Here is an 18424-nt window from a genome sequence, read left to right as displayed (position 1 = left end):
TTCCGGACGGCAAAAAAAATACCGCCCCGAAAGGGCGGTATCTGTAAGAAAATACGTGTTTTAACTTAGTTGACGAATTGTCTCCTGATAATGTTCAGCGCAGCGCCAGCCTTGAACCATTCAATCTGCTGTTCATTGTAGCTATGATTGGCTAGTATGGTTTCACTTGTCCCGTCTGCATGATGGAGAACAAGCTCAAGTGCTTTGCCCGGCGCGAAAGAAGGCAGTCCATTTATATCAATGGTATCATCTTCCATGATCTTATCGTAATCGCTCTTATCAGCAAATGTCAGCCCCAGCATACCTTGTTTCTTCAGGTTGGTTTCATGGATCCGTGCAAAGCTTTTTACAAGTACAGCACGTACTCCGAGGTGACGTGGTTCCATCGCGGCATGTTCGCGGCTGGATCCTTCACCGTAGTTCTCATCACCAACAACGATGCTGCCAATGCCTGCTGCTTTGTATGATCTTTGCGTTGCAGGAACAGGACCATATTCGCCCGACAGTTGGTTTTTAACGCTGTCAGTCTTTTCGTTGAAGAAGTTCACGGCACCAATCAGCAGGTTGTTGCTGATGTTGTCGAGGTGTCCGCGGAACTTGAGCCATGGACCTGCCATAGAGATATGGTCAGTCGTACACTTGCCCTTTGCCTTGATCAGCAGTTTCAATCCTTTAAGATCTGTGCCTTCCCATGCTGCGAACGGATCGAGCAATTGCAGGCGTTTTGAAGCCGGGTCAACAATAACACTGATCCCGCTTCCGTCTTCCGCAGGAGCTTCGAAGCCGGCATCTTCAACTGAAAATCCTTTTGGAGGAAGTTCATATCCTGTAGGGGCATCCAGTTTTACCTGTTCGCCTTTTTCGTTTGTAAGTGTGTCAGTGAGGGGGTTGAACGCCAGGTCTCCGGCGATCGCCAGTGCGGTTACCAGTTCGGGGGATGCCACAAACGCATAGGTGTTCGGGTTACCGTCAGCACGTTTTGCAAAGTTCCTGTTGAAGGAGTGGACGATCGTATTTTTCTCCTGCTTTTCCGCGCCCATCCTGTCCCACATTCCGATACAGGGGCCACATGCGTTGGCAAACACTTTGGCACCGATCTGTTCAAAAGTATTCAGGAAACCATCGCGTTCAATGGTATAACGTACCTGCTCTGAACCTGGAGTGATGGTGAATTCGGCTTTCGTCTTCAGGCCTTTTTCTGCTACCTGTTTGGCGAGTGAAACCGCCCTGCTGATATCTTCATAAGAAGAGTTTGTGCAGGACCCGATCAAACCTACCTCAACTTTTGTCGGCCAGCCATTACGCGCAGCTTCCTCTTTCATTTTTGAAATAGGAGTGGCCAGGTCCGGGGTGAATGGTCCGTTCAGGTGTGGTTCCAGTTCGCTCAGGTTGATCTCGATCACCTGGTCAAAATATTGTTCAGGATTTGCATACACTTCTGCGTCAGCGGTCAGGTGTTCCCTGATTCCGTCTGCGAGATTCGCCACATCTTCACGGCCGGTTGCTTTGAGGTACCTGCTCATGCTTTCGTCATAGCCGAAAGTTGAAGTGGTTGCGCCGATTTCCGCACCCATATTACATATGGTGCCCTTGCCGGTACAGCTCATGCTGGTGGCTCCCTCGCCAAAGTATTCCACAACGGCGCCGGTTCCACCTTTTACCGTCAGGATGCCTGCCACCTTAAGGATAACATCCTTAGGGGCGGTCCAGCCGTTAAGTTTACCTGTCAGTTTCACGCCGATGAGTTTCGGCATTTTCAGTTCCCAGGCGAGTCCGCTCATCACGTCGCACGCATCTGCGCCACCTACACCAATGGCGATCATCCCGAGTCCACCGGCATTAACGGTATGGCTGTCCGTTCCGATCATCATTCCACCGGGGAATGCATAGTTTTCCAGGACTACCTGGTGAATGATCCCGGCCCCGGGTTTCCAGAAGCCGATTCCATATTTATTGGACACAGAGGCCAGGAAATCATATACTTCCTTGCTTTCCTGTACTGCACGATCCAGGTCGACCTTGCTGTTTTCTTTGGCAACGATCAGGTGGTCGCAATGTACCGTTGAGGGTACCGCAACCTTGTCGCGGCCCGCTTGCATGAATTGCAGCAACGCCATTTGGGCGGTGGCATCCTGCATGGCAACGCGGTCCGGTGCAAAATCAACGTAACTTTTTCCTCTTTCGTAAGCCTGGGTGGCATCTCCCTGCCAGAGGTGGGCATACAATATTTTTTCTGTAAGGGTCAGTGGCCGTCCGACAACCTTGCGGGCAGCAGAAATGCGCCCGGGGAAGCTCCCGTACACTTTTTTGATCATCTCGAGGTCGAAAACCATAACTATCTCTGTTTGAAGTTTGCGGTTTATCCCGAAAATTCGGGTGGTAGTGTTGCCCGTCCAGGTCCCGTTTTTTGCTGTAAGCGGGTGTGAGGTTCGGGAACCGCGAATTTACCGAAAAAGCAATTCCCTTTCCAACCTTTTAACCAGTGAATTTGTCTGAAAATGTCTAATTTGGCTTTATGAAGAACTTCAAACACTTTATAGAGTGGCATGTGTTTGGTGTTTGCTCGTACCTGGGTGACAAGATGGGTATCGCGCCTGCAACGATCCGTAAATACTTTATGTACACTTCCATTCTGACTATGGGTTCACCCATAATCTTCTATATTATTACTGCATTCTGGATGAATATCAAGCAGTATATATATGAAGGAAAACGAAACCCGCTCCGGTATTTTTGACCGGTTGGCTGATGTTCCCTGCAAATTCGTATATCCGGCTCAGTAACCTTCGGCAGCGTCGTCACCTCTTTTGTCGCCGACCGCTTCTATTGTGCCGTCAGCCAGGATCCGGATTACTTCGGTTCTTCCGATCTGGCCCCTTTTCTTAATGGTATATCCCATTTTCCTCAGGCCTTCCAGCGTTTCTTCCGGGAAATCGTTCTCCACTGAAATAAGATCAGGCAGCCACTGCATGTGAAATTTCGGCTTGTTTACCGCATCGTCCGGACCCATATTGAAATCCAGCATATTTACGATGGTCTGGTATACAGACGTAGTAATCGTAGTGCCACCCGGTGTTCCGGCAACAATGTAGGGCTTGCCGTTCCTTAGCACGATCGTAGGCGTCATGGAACTGAGCATCCTTTTCCCGGGCACAATGGCATTGGCTTCACCGCCTACGGCTCCATACATATTCGGTACCCCGGGCTTTACGCTGAAATCGTCCATTTCATTATTTAGCAGGAAACCCGCACCGCCGACAACTGTATAACACCCGTAACCACCGTTCAGGGTTGTAGTAATGGACACAGCATTTCCCTGGCCATCTGCGACACTGAGGTGCGTGGTTTCTTCACTCTCTTTGGCCACTATGCCTGACTGGATCTCCTGGCTGTTGCCTGCCATATCGGGGCGGTATAACCGAAGACGGCTGCTGATATAAGCCTCACTGGTCAGTTCCTTTACCGGTACCTTATAAAAATCGGGATCCCCGAGATACTTTGCCCGGTCGGCGTAAGCAAGCCTTTCGATCTCTGTCATCAGTTGCACTGCCTTCAGCGAATGAAACCCATACTCAGCGATCGGGAACCTTTCCGTCATCTTCAGCATCATCGGCAATAATACGCCACCGCTGCTTGGCAATGGCATTGTAATGATCTGGTGCCCCTTATATGTAAATTCACTTGGAGTTCTTTCCTTAGCGTCATACTGGCTTAGGTCTTTCCTGCTGATAATTCCTCCACCCCGTTTCATTTCTTTCACCAGCAGCTTTGCCGTTTTGCCTTTATAAAAACCAGCCTGCCCTTTTTCACTGATTCGTTTAAGCGTTTGCGCCAGTTCCGGCTGGAACAGCGTATCTCCACCTCGCCATGGCCGGTCACGCACAAACGCAACCGGGCGCGTATTGTATTTAATGAAGTTGGGCCGGTCGTCATTGAGACTTTCTGCTTCCGACGGCGTAATTACGAAACCTTTTTCCGCCAGTTCAATGGCAGGCGCAATGAGTTGCGACAAAGGCAGCTTCGCATATTTCAGTGCCTTGAAGATACCGGCTACTGCGCCGGGAACGCCTGCCGCAAGGTGACCATTCTGGCTTTTATCCAGCACGGCATTCCCTGCCGGATCAAGATACATGTCGCGATGACCCTTTTGCGGAGCCTTCTCCCTGAAATCAATGGTGATGTTCTCACCCGTACTGAGATGGGCCACGAAAAATCCGCCGCCGCCGATATTTCCTGCTGCCGGGTATACTACAGCCAGTGCCAATTGTGTCGCGATAGCGGCATCAATAGCATTCCCGCCCTTTTTTAATACGCTCACACCTGCCTGGCTTGCCAGTGGATGCGCTGAAACCACCGCACCATTCCTCCCCGTAAAACTCTTTTGGCTGGCATAATTGTACGGATCCAGCTTCACAACCGGCGACTGCGCCGCCGCCGCAACAAATGCCCACAGGGCCACCCCCAGCAATAAACTTGATTTCATCTAACGGATGTTAAGGGATAAAAATAATGCTTTTATTAACCCGTCGGGTCTCACCCGTCGGGTCTCACCCGTCGGGTAAAAAAAGGTTAATACACCCAAAATGCGGAAAACGGAGTTTATTATTCAAGTGTAAGTGATCTGTGCTCGCGCCAGTAATAGTCGGCCTGAAGACGATGATGCTGCCTGATCTGTTCAGCGCCGCCGAAAAGATCTTTAAAGAAATTTGTAGTCAATATGCCTGGTTCTTCCCTCAGGTAATGACTATATGATGAGTATGGCCAACTTTCCCAGTCACTCGTGATTAAGTGGTGAAGAGGGTTTCGATGAATATACCAGAAGGTTGTAATGAGGTGAGCCTCTGTTTCAATCATGACCCGTTTGAATGGCCGCATAAACAGGCCACCAATTCTTTCATTGATGAAATTGAATTTTTTGGCATATGTACTTTGTAATCGATTCATCTGGCTAATGAAAAATTCAGGCTTAACCTCATCCCTGACTCTCACCAGGAGATGATAGTGATTGGACATTAGGCAATACGCATGCAGTTCTGCAGCGGGAATAACAAACTTCCCAATCCGGTCAAGGAAGGAATAATAGTCTGCGGGAAGCAGGAACAAAGGCTCACTGCCTACTGCCCTGTTGCAGATGTGAAAGAAGTGACCTGGAACGATTTTAGCAAACTTGGTACCCATTTTTGACAAAAGTTGCAATCTTCGGTTGCCCCTGCCAGCGTTTAATAACCCGATTTTCTTCCCGTTTTTCAACAGATGTTAACAATTGTTCGCCACCCGTCGGGTGGCACCCGACGGGTTAATTCCTTAGCTTCACAACTTCTTTTTTAAAAATAAACCGTCGATGAAACGATTTCTATTGTTGCTTGGATCAGCTATTGTCTCAGTTTCGGCAATGGCACAACTGCAATCCCCTGAACAGTTCCTGGGCTACGAAGTGGGAACACGGTATACCCCCCATTACAGGATCGTACAATATTTTCAGCATGTTGCTCAACAGGTGCCAAACCAGGTGAAGGTGGAGCAATATGGCGAATCAACGGAAGGCAGGCCTCTTCTCCTCGCGACAATCGCATCTGCGGAAAACCTTGCCTCGATTGAACAGATCCGGTTGAATAACCTCCGTCTCGCAAACTCGGCCAAGGATAAAATGGCGCCGAACGAGAATGCACCTGCAATAGTATGGCTCAGCTACAACGTTCACGGCAATGAAACATCTTCTTCGGAAGCGGCAATGATGACGCTGTTCGAACTGGTTAATCCATCAGGTCAGCGCGCAAAGGAATGGCTGAAGAATACGGTAGTACTAATCGATCCCTGCCTGAACCCGGATGGGCGTGACCGTTATGTAAACTGGTACACGACCATGATCGGCAAAAATGTAAATCCACAGCCACTTGCGCGTGAGCACCGCGAACCCTGGCCCGGTGGCAGGAGCAATCACTATAATTTTGATCTAAACCGTGACTGGGCCTGGCAATCGCAGGTCGAAAGCAGGTCAAGGGTGAAGAAATACAACCAATGGCTGCCACAGGTTCATGTCGACTTTCATGAACAAGGTTTCAATGAGCCCTATTACTTCGCGCCTGCCGCGGAACCTTTCCACGAGGTAATCAGTAAATGGCAGCGTGACTTCCAGATCATGATCGGGAAGAACCACGCAAAATACTTCGACCAGAATGGCTGGCTGTATTTCACCAAGGAAAGGTTTGACCTTTTCTATCCGTCTTACGGGGATACCTATCCGACATACAATGGTTCGATTGGTATGACCTATGAACAGGGAGGAATCCGCGCCGGGCTCGGCATCATTAATGAAGACGGTGATACCCTCACGCTCCGCGAACGTGCCCTGCATCATTTCACCACTGGCATCAGCACAGTCGAGATTACTTCGCTTAACGCCTCCCGCGTTGTACGTGAATTCCGGAGTTATTTCAACAATGTGATCAACCATCCGCCGGGTGAGTTCAAATCATGGGTTGTCAGGAACGACAGCACGGACCGCATGACCAGGCTGCAGGAACTGCTCGACAGGAATGACATCGACTGGTCGTACGCAAATACCGCTTCCCTTAAAGGATTGAACTATTTCACCGGGAAGCAGGAATCCTTCTCTACAACTCAGGGTGATATCGTTATCAATATCAACCAGCCAAAAGGAAACCTGATTAAGGTGCTGTTTGAAAGGACTTCTCAACTCAGCGACTCGGCAACTTATGACATCACTGCCTGGGCCGTTCCGTTTGCATATGGACTAAAAACTTATGGGGTACAGCAATATATTACCGGTACATCAAAAACGCCTCCTGCCCAAACGGCATCGCAGGCAGCAATGGCCAATGCTTATGCCTATGCAATAAAATGGGATGGACTCAACAGCGCCCGCCTGTTGTCTTCAATGTTGCAGAAAGGAATTCGGGTACGGTATGCTGAACAGCCATTCAACAGTGGAACGGAAAGTTTTGAAAAGGGAACCCTGCTGATTACGAAAGCATCCAATGCATCAAAGCCCGTACAACAGGTTCTTGAAGAAGCCGCAAAAAATACAGGCACAAAAGTTTACCCGATCACCTCGGGTTTTGTCGATAAGGGATTCGATTTCGGCTCTGATCGGGTGCGCACGATCAACGCGCCGAAGGTAGCCATGCTTGCAGGGGAAAATATCTCGTCCCTCGGCATGGGAGAGATCTGGCATTTCTTCGATCAGCAGCTTGGTTATCCCATTACAATAATGAGTGCGGCCGATTTCCTGAACGAGGGAATGAATTCATATACTGTGCTTATCCTGCCCGACGGTTATTATGACTTCTTCGGAAAGAAAGAAACAAATGAAGAGTTGAAGAGCTGGGTTCGAAGGGGAGGAAAGATCATTTCAATCGAAAGCGCTGTAGCCCAGATGGCCAAGGCCGACTGGGGAATAAAGCAAAAGGACGACGATAAGAAAGACGATGATAAAGACGAAGCGAAGAAGGTGGATTACGCTTTACTCCGCAAGTATGAGAACCGCGAACGCGATTGGCTCATGACAAGCATGCCCGGATCTATCTTCCGGGTGGAACTTGATAACACGCATCCACTGGGTTTCGGGTTCCCCGAGTTTTATTACACACTCAAGCAGGACACAAACATCTATGAGTTCATAAAAGAAAACGGTTGGAATGTCGGAGTTATTAAAAAAGACAATTATATCAGTGGATTCACCGGCAGCCGCCTGAAAGATAAACTGAAAGATGGTATGCTCATGGGTGTGCAGGAAATCGGACGCGGCCAGGTAGTATATCTTGGCGATAACCCGGTTTTCCGCAGTTTCTGGGAAAACGGAAAGTTACTTTTGTGCAATGCAGTATTTTTAGTTGGACAGTAAAGTTTCACTAATGAAAAAATGGTTAATAGTTACAGCCATATTCCTGGCAGGGCGGATCACCGCAACTGCGCAATCTCCGCAGGTTCAATCTTCAGCCGATATCCTGGTTGGCTTGCAAAAGCTGAAAGTGTTGGGCGCCGTCTTGTATGTGGCCGCACATCCCGATGATGAAAACACAAGGCTGCTTGCTTACCTCGCAAAGGACCGGAAATACCGCACCGGTTACCTTTCACTTACAAGGGGCGATGGTGGTCAGAATCTTATTGGAGATGAACAGGGAGTTTCACTGGGGTTGATCCGGACACAGGAACTGTTGGCAGCCCGTCGGATTGACGGCGCAGAACAATTCTTCAGCAGGGCCTTTGATTTCGGATTTTCAAAGTCCACCGACGAGGCCTTACGGGTATGGAATAAAGAAAAGATCCTTAGCGATGTAGTTTGGGTCATCCGTAAATTCAGGCCCGACGTGATCATAACCAGGTTTCCGCCCGACAATCGTGCAGGCCACGGCCATCACTCTGCATCTGCAGTGCTCGCAATTGAAGCAGTGAGGGCAGCTGCTGATCCCGCAAAGTTTGCCGACCAGCTCGCGTATGTTCAGCCATGGAAAGTGAAGCGCATCATGTGGAATACCTTCAATTTCGGTGGACTCAACACCCAAAGCGAAAGCCAGTACAAACTTGATGTTGGCGGATATAACCCGCTGCTTGGCAGGAGCTACGGAGAAGTGGCAGCAGAAAGTCGCAGCCAGCACAAAAGCCAGGGCTTTGGCGTTCCCCGCCAACGGGGATCAGCATACGAATATTTCACGCCGCTTGACAGCACCGCAGTTCCAGGCGACCTGATGGAAGGCCAGGCTACTACCTGGGCAAGAATCTCAATGCCGGAAATCGATAAAAAGATTGATTCCCTGGTGAGTGCTTTCCAGCCAGTCAATCCTTCCGCGATAGTTCCGGCTCTTCTTCAGCTACGGGAGCAAATCAGCGAAAAAGTCACGGACGATTACTGGAGACAACAAAAGGTAAAAGAGATCAACGACCTGGTTAAAGCAGCCACAGGGCTATACTTCGAGGCTGTGGCCAACCAGCAGATGGCTGTTACCGGAGATTCATTGCAGGTTACCTTCAATCTCGTAAACCGCAGCAATGTGCAGGTGAGCAATGTAAGGGTTAATATGGCTGACACCATGTTCCAGCTTACACCGTCTACTACCTATAACCAATTGTACCAGGCCGTGATCAAACAGGTGGTGCGGCAGGACTTTTCAACGGACCAGCCCTACTGGCTGAGGGAGCAGATGGATACCGGCAGCTTCAATGTGAATACCAGGTTACTGATTGGTTACGCACAGAACCCGGTAAACTCGATCAAAATAACTTACAGTATCGGAAAGTTCCATTTCGCGGAAGATCTTCCGTTGAAATATAAATATACAGACCCGGTCAAAGGCGAGATCTACCAGCCGGTCATCACAGTACCGCCAATTGTAGTAGGAGCAGTGCCACCTGTTTTGCTGGCAAACCTTAAACCGAAACATCCGCAGTATTTCCAGGTCAGCTACAAGCCATACGCAAATCGTGATACGGCCAGGGGAAGTATCCGGCTCGAATATTTAAACAGTGTTAAGCCGAAGGAAAAGAATCTTCCGCAGGTGCTTCCGCAAAACCGGTACATCCAGCAGGCATTTACCATTTCCTATGACTCATTGTTTGCAAAGGAAAAACCGGAAAGGATCTATCCATGGATTGAACTCCCCGATACGCACAAGAGCGTCCGATACAATAATGCGATGAAGCTCATCCAGTATGATCATATTCCTTCGGTGCATTATTTTACTCCGAACAGCATCAAGGTTATCCATGAAGAAATCATCACGGAGGGTAAGTTTATCGGTTATATCCCGGGCTCGGGTGACGGAGTTCTCGATGCTTTGAAGCAAATGGGCTATATGGTGGAAATACTTGATGACCAGGCGCTGGCTTCGGCCGATCTTTCGCGTTATGATGCCATCATTACCGGGGTTAGGGCATATAATGTGAAGGAGTCGCTCAATAATTATTACGACAAGCTGATGCGTTATATCGCCGGTGGCGGGAACCTGATCGTTCAATATAATACTTCGAGCCAGATCGGACCGGTAAAGGCAAAAATCGGCCCGTACCCGTTTAATATTTCCCGTACCAGGATCACCGATGAAAAAGCAATAGTTAACATAACCAATCCTAGCCATACCATCCTGAATTTCCCGAACAAAATAACAGCGAAGGATTTTGAAGGCTGGGTGCAGGAGCGAAGCATTTACCATGCTGCAAGTTGGGATAGCAAGTATGAAACTGTATTCAGTATGAGCGACCCGGGTGAGCAGGCTGACCTGGGAAGCCTGATCGTAACTAAGTATGGAAAGGGAAGCTTCGTCTATACGGGACTGGTATTTTTCCGGCAGTTACCTGCCGGTGTGCCGGGTGCTTACAGGTTAATGGCTAACCTCATTGCTTTAAACAAAAAGAAAGCGTTTTAAAAAGAAAGCAGGTTAAATGGCTACTCAAAATCAGGGCAGGAGAGATATAGGTATCGTGGTTTGCCTCGTACTCGGACTGGTGATCGGGATGTTCATCAAACGGGTACACATTGGACTCATTATAGGCCTGGGCCTCGGACTCCTCGCAGCAGGGATGATTTCAGGCAGAAGGAACAAATAATTTCACAATATAAATTACGATTGCAATGAGATCCGGAGATGATATTCCTGTATTCAGATCATGGCGGCACTGGTATATACTGGTGATGCTTTTCCTGGTGCTCCAGATTATTGGGTTTCATTTCTTCACCCAATATTTCTCATGAGCACAGCAGACTGGATTGTCTTAATTGTCACACTTGCGGGAATCATTGCCTATGGTCTCTATAGAAGCAATGCAAGTAAAAACCTGGATGGCTATTTCCTAAGCGACCGCACCATGCCCTGGTACCTTGTGCTCCTGAGCATAATGGGAACACAGGCCAGTGCAATTACATTCCTTTCGGCACCCGGACAGGCATTTACCGACGGGATGCGGTTTGTCCAATATTACTTTGGACTTCCGCTGGCCATGATCGTTATCTGCGTCTTCTTCGTGCCGATCTTCCACAAGCTGCAAGTCTACACAGCCTACGAATACCTGGAGCAAAGATTTGACAAAAGGACAAGGACGTTTACCTCCCTGCTGTTCCTGCTTTCCCGCGGATTGTCAACAGGTATCAGTATCTACGCGCCCTCGATAATCCTTTCTTCATTGCTGGGCTGGAATATTTACTGGACGAACATCTTCATGGGTGGACTTCTCATCATTTACACGGTAACAGGCGGGGCCAAGGCAGTTGCATACACACAACAACTGCAGCTGCTCATCATTTTCACCGGCATGTTCATCGCCGCCTACATGATGGTACACCTGCTGCCAGAAGGTGTAGGATTTATCGACGCCCTGAAAGTCAGCGGAAAGATGGGCAGGCTTAATGTGATTACAACCGGAACCAATGGGGAGGGGTTCGACTGGACCGACAGGTATAATATCTGGAGCGGACTGATAGGTGGTTTTTTCCTTGCCCTCTCATATTTCGGTGCAGATCAAAGCCAGGTGGGAAGATACCTCACTGCGAAGAGTGAATCGGAAAGCAAGCTCGGGCTGTTGATGAACGGCCTTGTGAAAGTTCCGATGCAGTTCTTTATCCTGCTGGTCGGCGTACTTGTTTTTACCTATTACCAGTTTAATCCTTCGCCTGTGTTTTTTAACCAGGCAGTTTCCGGCACGGTTGCCGATTCGGTAGCTCACCGGAAACTGGACGAAATCGAGGTGCGGTACCAGCAGAAAGCCGGCGAACAGGCAAAAATGGTAAGGGCTTACGTTGACCAGCAAACGAATACGCAATTACTGGATTCACTTTCTGCCAACCAGCGTTCCATGGAAGAAACCCGGACTGAATACAAATCTACTCTCAGGAGTGCGGTACCGGCTGCGGATATCAATGATACCAATTATGTTTTCCTCCGGTTCGTAGTCGATCACCTGCCGAAAGGATTGGTCGGACTTTTGATCGCCGTAATATTTCTGGCTGCCTGGGGAAGCATTGCAGCTGCGCTCAATTCGCTGGCCTCGTCCACCATGTGCGATATCCACCAGCAATATGCGCGGCCTCCGGATTCACCACTCGAAGAATATCGTTTATCCAAATGGTACACATTTGCCTGGGGCATATTCTGTATTGTGGTTGCACAGTTTGCCAACAATATGGGAAGCCTTATTGAGGCTGTAAACGTTCTGGGGTCACTTTTTTATGGCGTGATCCTGGGAATTTTCCTGGTGGCCTTCTTCCTGAAAAAGGTAGGGGCAGGACCTGTATTCTGGAGTGCTATTATCACTGAAGCCATTGTGATACTGCTTTTCTGGAAATCCAAAATCGGGTTTTTATGGCTCAATGCCATTGGCGCCCTCGTCCTGGTCCTGATCGCTTTAATGATCCATGCAACGTTATTGTTCTTCCGGCGGTCAAAGGCATAAACCACGCTGATGAGAAACCGCTTTACCTGGATCTTGCTGCTGGCATCAGCTATGCTCGCAATGGGTTCCTGTAAAAAGGAAAACGAACCATCCGGGCGCGAGTTACTGGGAGTGTGGGTAGACGTTAACCACCGTGCAGATACGCTGGTGATCACCCGCGAAAGGGGCGGTGTCGTACTGTTCGACAATTCCATGGCTTACCGTACTCACCCGCGTGCGCAGGAAATCAGGAATAGTTACAAGTGGTTTGTAGCGATGCAAAAAGACGAAATCGGGATTGCCTGGTTCGAACAGTCATCACTCATTAAAGATTATACCTATTTCCCATTCGAATGGCTGGAAAGAAATGACAAATTTGAAATCGAATCGCTCACATTCAGGCCATGGGTCAGTTGCCTGGGATGTAAACTCCAGTTTGAGAGAGTCAGGTAAAGAGAAAGGAAAAATTTAGGACGGTCGGAATAAAAAAAATCCTGCATTATGCAGGATTTTTTTATGCTCAGGAGTGAGGTCAGAAGTTATTTGAGTGAAGCGATCAGCTTTTGGTTGAGGGCAACGTAATCATCGTTCTGGGCTGCTTTTGCCAGTTCAATTGATTTGTTTGCAGTAGTGATGGCATCCTGCTTTTTGCCCAGCTTTGCCAGCGCATTGGCTTTCTGATGGTAAACCCAGAAGGCATTCGGATTCTGCTCGATTGCTTTATCCAGCCAGGTCACGGCCTTGTTCAGGTCCTTGTTGTTTTCCATGTAATACATGGCTGCCTGGAAATAAGGACGGTTATCCTTGTTCATCAGGTTGTCGATCTGGCCCATGATCTTCTGATCAATGTTTGCCTTAATGGGAAAGCTTACACTTGTGTTCTCCCACAGCATTTCCAGGTTCATGCTTGTCGCTGTTACATCATCAAACACGATGATGAAATTTTCCACAGTGAAAGGAACCTGTGCAGTTTTCACATTGATCCTTGCCACGTCCTGGTCCTGTTTGTAAGCCGCGGGGCTCGTTACATCAAGTTGCTTACTGATAATGATGGTCCATTCTCCCTGGCCAGGAATTGTGAGCAGTCCATATTTTCCAGCAGGAACTGGTTTGTCACCTACCGTAACATCTTCTCCAAAGGTTATGGTTGTCGCATTGTTAGCACCGGTACGCCATACTTTTCCAAAAGGAACGAGGTCGCCAAAGATCTTACGGCCACGCACAGCGGGACGTGAGTAAGCTACTTCAACATTTGACAGTGCAAATTCCTGTTTGATATTGGAAGACGGACTGGGTGCGGGAGTGCGCAACTGCTGTGCTTCTGCAGATTGAAGCAGGCAAATTGCTACAGAAAAGGAAAGCAATAACTTTTTCATGGTGGCATGAGTTTAAGTCTCAAAAGTAGGGCATAATGGTCAAAATCCTATCCTTACGGTTATACCTGTACGTTTCCCGTCGATCGGTTTCCAGCGGGGACCGTTTTCAAGCAGCTTTACGGCCTGGGAATCCAGTGCCGGATGCAGTGAGCGGATGACTTTTATCTCAGAAACCTTGCGAAGGCGGTTGATATTAAATTCCAGTTCCACCTCACCATGAACGGACCTCAGGCTGTCGGGTACCTTTTTGTTCGAGTTAAGGTACAGGCGGAAGGCTTCCCAGCCATTCGCAGGTTCAGCCACCGAAGCAGATTCTGTTCCGGTTGCATGTTCCACATTGCCTGCTGCAGGCTCATCGGCCTTTGCTGATGCTGCTGAAGCTTTCTTACTCCTTCTCGTGCCATTGTCCACCTGTACACCAGCAACCTTGCCAGAAAGTTGAATTTGGATTTCTTTTGAGGCTTCCGACTGCTCAATTTTCCGGCTGGCGATCGCATACCCTTCAGAAACAACGTTCAGGTTCACTGCAGAATCACCGGCTGGAAGCCGGAATCTGCCGGCTGAATCTGTTATGGCAATTCCAGGGATTTTGCCCTGCAGCTCCACCGACGCATCTGCAACGGGGCGATTTTCATTGTCCTTAACTACTCCATGAATAATTTTAGAAGGAATTTTCGGTTGCGCCTTTGCTTTAGACAATTCCTTCGGTGCAGATGCACCTGGCTCCTGGGTATACGGAAGTATTTGCTGCAAAGAATCGTGCACAGATCCTTGCATTGAATCAGTTATTACCTGTTTCGATTTCTCCTCCTGCTTGTTTGCCTGTTCCATGGCCAGCCGCGATTCACCTTGCCGGTTAAGCAGTAAATAGGCAAGTGCACCAAGGCTTACTACGATTATTGCGGCGCCCGCCAGTTTCCACCAGTTTAATATTACCAAATTACGACCTGGCCTGGTTCGCGTTTCAAGCCTGTACTGTAGTTCTTTCAAATCGCTTTGGATGCCACCTGACAGCCCTGAATACCCATCCATGGCATCTGCAAGGAATGGGTCATCAAGCGCTGCCTTTTCCATGGCATGCATTTCTGCAGGCGTGAGTTTACCTGTCCAATATTTTTCAATATCGGCCGCACTGTATGTGTTGGTATGTTTCCTCTCTTCTGCCATCAGCTGTTTTTATCCATGCAGTTTTTGAGATTCCTCCGCCCGTTCTGGATCAGGCTGCGAACCCTGTTCCAGTCCATGCCGGTAGAGTCAGAAATTTCCTTATACGATTTTTCATCCAGGTAAAACATCCTGACTGCCTGCTGCTGGTCAATTGCCAGCGCCTGCAGGCATTTCTCCAGCAGCCTGAAATGTTCTTCCTGCTGCAGCTTTCCATTCAGATGCGGATTTTCTGCCGATTGCACAAGCGATTCAGGCAATTCAACTGTTTTTAGCTGTTTATTGCTTCGCAGGTACATCAGGCAATGATTTTTTGCGACAGTATACACCCAGCTCCTGAAATTGTCCACTTCATGTTTTTTCAGTTTCACCACAAGCTCTTCGAAGATATTCATAACGGCATCTTTCGATGTTTCACGGTCTTCCAGGTATTTCAGGCATACACCGAAAACCAGGTCCATATACCTGTTATATAAAGTGGCAAGTGCCTGCAGGTCGCCGTGGTGCCGATATACGTCGACAAGTTCCTCATCAGTGGAGTCAGTACCGGGTATGGTTCGAAGAAAATTCAAATTTTCAGTTCAGGGCACCCGGCAATTTATGTAATTATTCAGATCACTGCATCCATTAGAAAACTTAACCAATGCGATACGCAAAATATGCCGCATGTATGATCAGCTGCCTGGTGCTGATCACCATATTCAGCTCTTTCTCAAACCGGGATAGCAATATCATCAATGGCTTTGTAAGGGATGCCGTTACGCAACAACCCATCGAAGCAGCCAGTGTATCAATAGAAGGCAGCAGAACTTCCACACTCACACTAAAGGATGGAAGCTTCCGGATTGAAATTGCAAGTACAAAGGCGGTACTTAGAATCTCATCAACAGGATTTACTACGCAGTCAATTACTGTGTTGGCATCGGGTCGAGTATTAAACATAAATCTCCAGCCGATAAGAAATGTAAAACAGCAGCCTTCGTCGAACAGGCTGGAAGAAGTGGCTGTTGCCGATAACGGCAGGGCCAGGCAGCAACCGTCGGTTGCTTTGCAGGGAAGTGTCGCTGGCATTGCGGTCCGGAACAATACTGGCCGGAATAAGAAATACTTTACCACGGAGCACAACACCGAAGAATATGATGGCATTACCGAGAACAGGTTTCATGACGTACTGCAAAGCCCGCTTTCCACATTTTCAATTGATGTGGATGCGGCTTCATACAGCAATGTCAGGAGATTCCTGAACCATGGTCAATTGCCGCCTGCAGGTGCTGTACGCACGGAAGAACTGATCAATTATTTCAACTACGATTATCCGCAACCAAAGGGTGAGGTCCCGTTTTCCATCAACGCAGAATACGGCCCCTGTCCATGGAACCCGGAACACCAGCTGCTGTCAATTGGTCTTCAGGGGAAAACCATTCCTGTCGACAATCTTCCGGCAAGCAACCTGGTGTTCCTGATTGATGTTTCCGGCTCAATGATGTCGGAAGAAAAACTTCCGCTGGTTAAATCTTCCATGAAGCTGCTTACCGACCAGTTAAGGGAGCAGGACAAAGTTGCCATTGTGGTGTATGCAGGCAGTGCCGGCCAGGTACTCGGTTCAACCAGTGGCGCCGATAAAAGAAAAATAAAGGATGCCATTGACGCACTGGAAGCCGGTGGCTCCACTGCGGGTGGTGCAGGGATTAAACTGGCCTACAAAATTGCAAGGGAAAGTTTTATGCTGGAAGGAAACAACCGCGTTATCCTTTGTACCGACGGCGATTTCAATGTCGGTGTCAGCAGCAACGCTGCCATGGAAAAACTGGTTGAAGAGGAGAGGGGAGACGGCATTTTCCTGACAGTACTGGGATATGGAATGGGTAACTACAAAGACAGCCGGATGCAGATCCTGGCCGATAAAGGAAATGGCAACCATGCCTACATCGATGGGATGAGTGAAGCAAAGAAGGTCTTGGTAAATGAATTCGGCGGCACACTCTTCACCATCGCGAAGGACGTGAAACTGCAGGTGGAATTCAACCCTGTTAATGTTCGCGCATACCGACTTATCGGGTACGAGAACAGGCTGCTGAATAAAGAAGATTTTAACAACGATAAAAAGGACGCAGGTGATATGGGCAGCGGTCATACGGTAACGGCATTGTACGAGATCATCCCTGCAGGTGTTCACAATAAATTTACCGACAGCGTCGATGCGTTAAAATATCAGCCGAAACAAAAAGCGACAACCGGCGCTTCAAACGAAATGCTTACAGTAAAGGTGCGATACAAATCACCGCGAGGTAACAAAAGCATGCTGACAGACATGGTTGTGCGCAAACATAATTCACGCAGGGATCTTTCCGCCAACTGGAAATTTTCAGCTGCCGTTGCCTGCTGGGGGATGCTGCTGAATAATTCGGGGTTCATTCAGCAGGCTGATCATGCGAAAGTGCTTGAACTGGCGCAGCAGGCCACAGGAGCCGATCCCGAAGGATATCGTGCTGAGTTCATCCGGCTGGTTAAAAAATCGCAGGCATTGAGTGCAGGAAGAAACAAAGACGCAGCAGCAGAAATTTTAACGCGGGAGTGACTTATTAAAGGCCGGGTGGTGGGAAGCCAGTGTCATCCGCAGGAATTCCCGGTCGAGGTGGGTGTAGATCTCCGTTGTAGTGATGCTTTCATGTCCAAGCATTTCCTGCACAGCACGAAGGTCTGCACCCCCTTCCACCAGGTGTGTAGCAAATGAATGCCGGAAAGTATGCGGGGAGATGTTCTTCCTGATCCCCGCTTTCGCAGCCAGGTCCCTGATCATCAAAAAGATCATGACCCTGCTTAGTGCTGCACCCCTGCGGTTCAGGAACAGGATGTCTTCATGACCATGCTTAACCGGCATGAACCGACGCGTATGTTCCATATAAATGTTGACCTGCTTTATTGCATTGTCGCCGATTGGTACAAGTCTTTCCTTATTCCCTTTCCCGATCACCCTCACAAAGCCGCTGTCAAGGAAAAGGCAACTGATCTGCAATCCGACAAGTTCGCTCACCCTTAATCCACAGCTATACATGGTTTCAAGTATCGCCTTGTTTCTTTCTCCTTCAGTTTTGCTGCGATCTATCGCATCAATAAGCATTTCAATTTCCTGGAAGCTGAGTGTATCAGGCAGGGTTCGCATTAATTTAGGTGCTTCCAGCAAGGCAGTCGGGTCAATGGTTGTCAGCTGTTCCACCAGGCAATACTTATAGAAACTGCGGAGCCCGGACACGATCCGGGCCTGTGAAGTTTGTGTCATACCCAGCTCTGCGATCCACCGGATGAATTTTTGTAAATGTTCCAGCTCGAGCTGCGCCGGGGTAAACATCCAGCCCTGCAGCTGAAGGAATTGGGTAAGTTTCTCAATATCATGCATGTATGCCTCGACGGAATTGTCGGACAGTGATTTTTCGAGTCTAAGCCAGGCCTGGAAGCCTTTTTTATATGTTACCCACATTTTAACGAACCTGAGTTTTCTCCGG

General features: G+C 48.6%; 14 protein-coding genes. 7 read left to right on the top strand and 7 right to left on the bottom strand.

Annotation, left to right across the window (positions count from 1 at the left end; all coding sequences use genetic code 11):
• Nucleotides 1–65: 65 nt before the first annotated feature.
• Nucleotides 66–2333 (bottom strand): aconitate hydratase, encoded by a 2268-nt coding sequence (locus tag OI18_RS18010; RefSeq protein WP_039142392.1) that lies wholly within the window; start codon nt 2331–2333, stop codon nt 66–68.
• A 182-nt stretch (nt 2334–2515) separates the two neighbouring features.
• Between OI18_RS18010 and OI18_RS18005 the strand changes: the two genes are divergently transcribed.
• A complete protein-coding gene (locus OI18_RS18005; RefSeq protein ID WP_039142391.1) occupies nt 2516–2737 on the top strand; it encodes a PspC domain-containing protein in 222 nt (73 codons plus the stop codon).
• Nucleotides 2738–2776: 39 nt separating this feature from the next.
• Here OI18_RS18005 and ggt read toward each other — a convergent pair whose 3' ends face one another.
• Nucleotides 2777–4483: a gamma-glutamyltransferase gene (gene ggt / locus OI18_RS18000; protein ID WP_039142390.1), complete on the bottom strand. Its 1707-nt coding sequence runs from the start codon at nt 4481–4483 to the stop codon at nt 2777–2779.
• A gap of 119 nt (nt 4484–4602) precedes the next feature.
• Nucleotides 4603–5178: a transposase gene (locus tag OI18_RS17995; RefSeq protein WP_039142389.1), complete on the bottom strand. Its 576-nt coding sequence runs from the start codon at nt 5176–5178 to the stop codon at nt 4603–4605.
• Between the two features lie 163 nt (nt 5179–5341).
• On the opposite strand from OI18_RS17995, the gene OI18_RS17990 reads away from it, so the two are divergent.
• The 5 genes from OI18_RS17990 to OI18_RS17975 all read left to right on the top strand — a co-directional run bounded on the left by OI18_RS17990 (nt 5342) and on the right by OI18_RS17975 (nt 12834).
• Entirely contained in the window at nt 5342–7864 is a 2523-nt protein-coding gene (locus OI18_RS17990) for a M14 metallopeptidase family protein (protein ID WP_039142388.1), read from the top strand.
• Between the two features lie 10 nt (nt 7865–7874).
• Nucleotides 7875–10382, top strand: coding sequence for a PIG-L family deacetylase (locus OI18_RS17985; protein ID WP_039142387.1), 2508 nt, complete (start codon nt 7875–7877; stop codon nt 10380–10382).
• A 16-nt stretch (nt 10383–10398) separates the two neighbouring features.
• Nucleotides 10399–10563, top strand: coding sequence for a hypothetical protein (locus OI18_RS24820; RefSeq protein WP_162836160.1), 165 nt, complete (start codon nt 10399–10401; stop codon nt 10561–10563).
• Nucleotides 10564–10704: 141 nt separating this feature from the next.
• A complete protein-coding gene (locus tag OI18_RS17980) occupies nt 10705–12402 on the top strand; it encodes a sodium:solute symporter family protein (RefSeq protein ID WP_039142386.1) in 1698 nt (565 codons plus the stop codon).
• Between the two features lie 9 nt (nt 12403–12411).
• Entirely contained in the window at nt 12412–12834 is a 423-nt protein-coding gene (locus OI18_RS17975) for a hypothetical protein (RefSeq protein WP_039142384.1), read from the top strand.
• 86 nt (nt 12835–12920) lie between these two features.
• Here the strand turns inward: OI18_RS17975 and OI18_RS17970 are convergent, their stop codons facing one another.
• The 3 genes from OI18_RS17970 to OI18_RS17960 are packed head-to-tail and all read right to left on the bottom strand — an operon-like array spanning nt 12921 to nt 15493.
• On the bottom strand, nt 12921–13757 hold the full coding sequence (locus OI18_RS17970; protein ID WP_039142382.1) for a DUF2911 domain-containing protein: 837 nt from the start codon (nt 13755–13757) through the stop codon (nt 12921–12923).
• 39 nt (nt 13758–13796) lie between these two features.
• Nucleotides 13797–14924 (bottom strand): energy transducer TonB, encoded by a 1128-nt coding sequence (locus OI18_RS17965; RefSeq protein WP_039142380.1) that lies wholly within the window; start codon nt 14922–14924, stop codon nt 13797–13799.
• The gene (locus tag OI18_RS17960) at nt 14924–15493 is read right to left on the bottom strand and encodes an RNA polymerase sigma factor (RefSeq protein WP_052273363.1); all 570 of its coding nucleotides are present in this window, start codon (nt 15491–15493) and stop codon (nt 14924–14926) included. The genes OI18_RS17965 and OI18_RS17960 overlap by 1 nt, the downstream gene beginning before the upstream one ends.
• Before the next feature lie 71 nt (nt 15494–15564).
• Here OI18_RS17960 and OI18_RS17955 point away from each other — a divergent pair, with 71 nt between their 5' ends.
• Nucleotides 15565–17499, top strand: a complete 1935-nt coding sequence (locus OI18_RS17955) for a YfbK domain-containing protein (RefSeq protein ID WP_039142379.1) — start codon at nt 15565–15567, stop codon at nt 17497–17499.
• Here OI18_RS17955 and xerD read toward each other — a convergent pair.
• Entirely contained in the window at nt 17485–18399 is a 915-nt protein-coding gene (gene xerD / locus OI18_RS17950) for a site-specific tyrosine recombinase XerD (protein ID WP_039142377.1), read from the bottom strand. The two genes, OI18_RS17955 and xerD, sit on opposite strands and share 15 nt — an antisense overlap.
• Nucleotides 18400–18424 lie beyond the last annotated feature (25 nt).

It is taken from the genome of Flavihumibacter solisilvae, from assembly GCF_000814475.1.
GTDB lineage: Bacteria > Bacteroidota > Bacteroidia > Chitinophagales > Chitinophagaceae > Flavihumibacter > Flavihumibacter solisilvae.
This window is presented reverse-complemented; position numbering and strand designations above follow the sequence as displayed.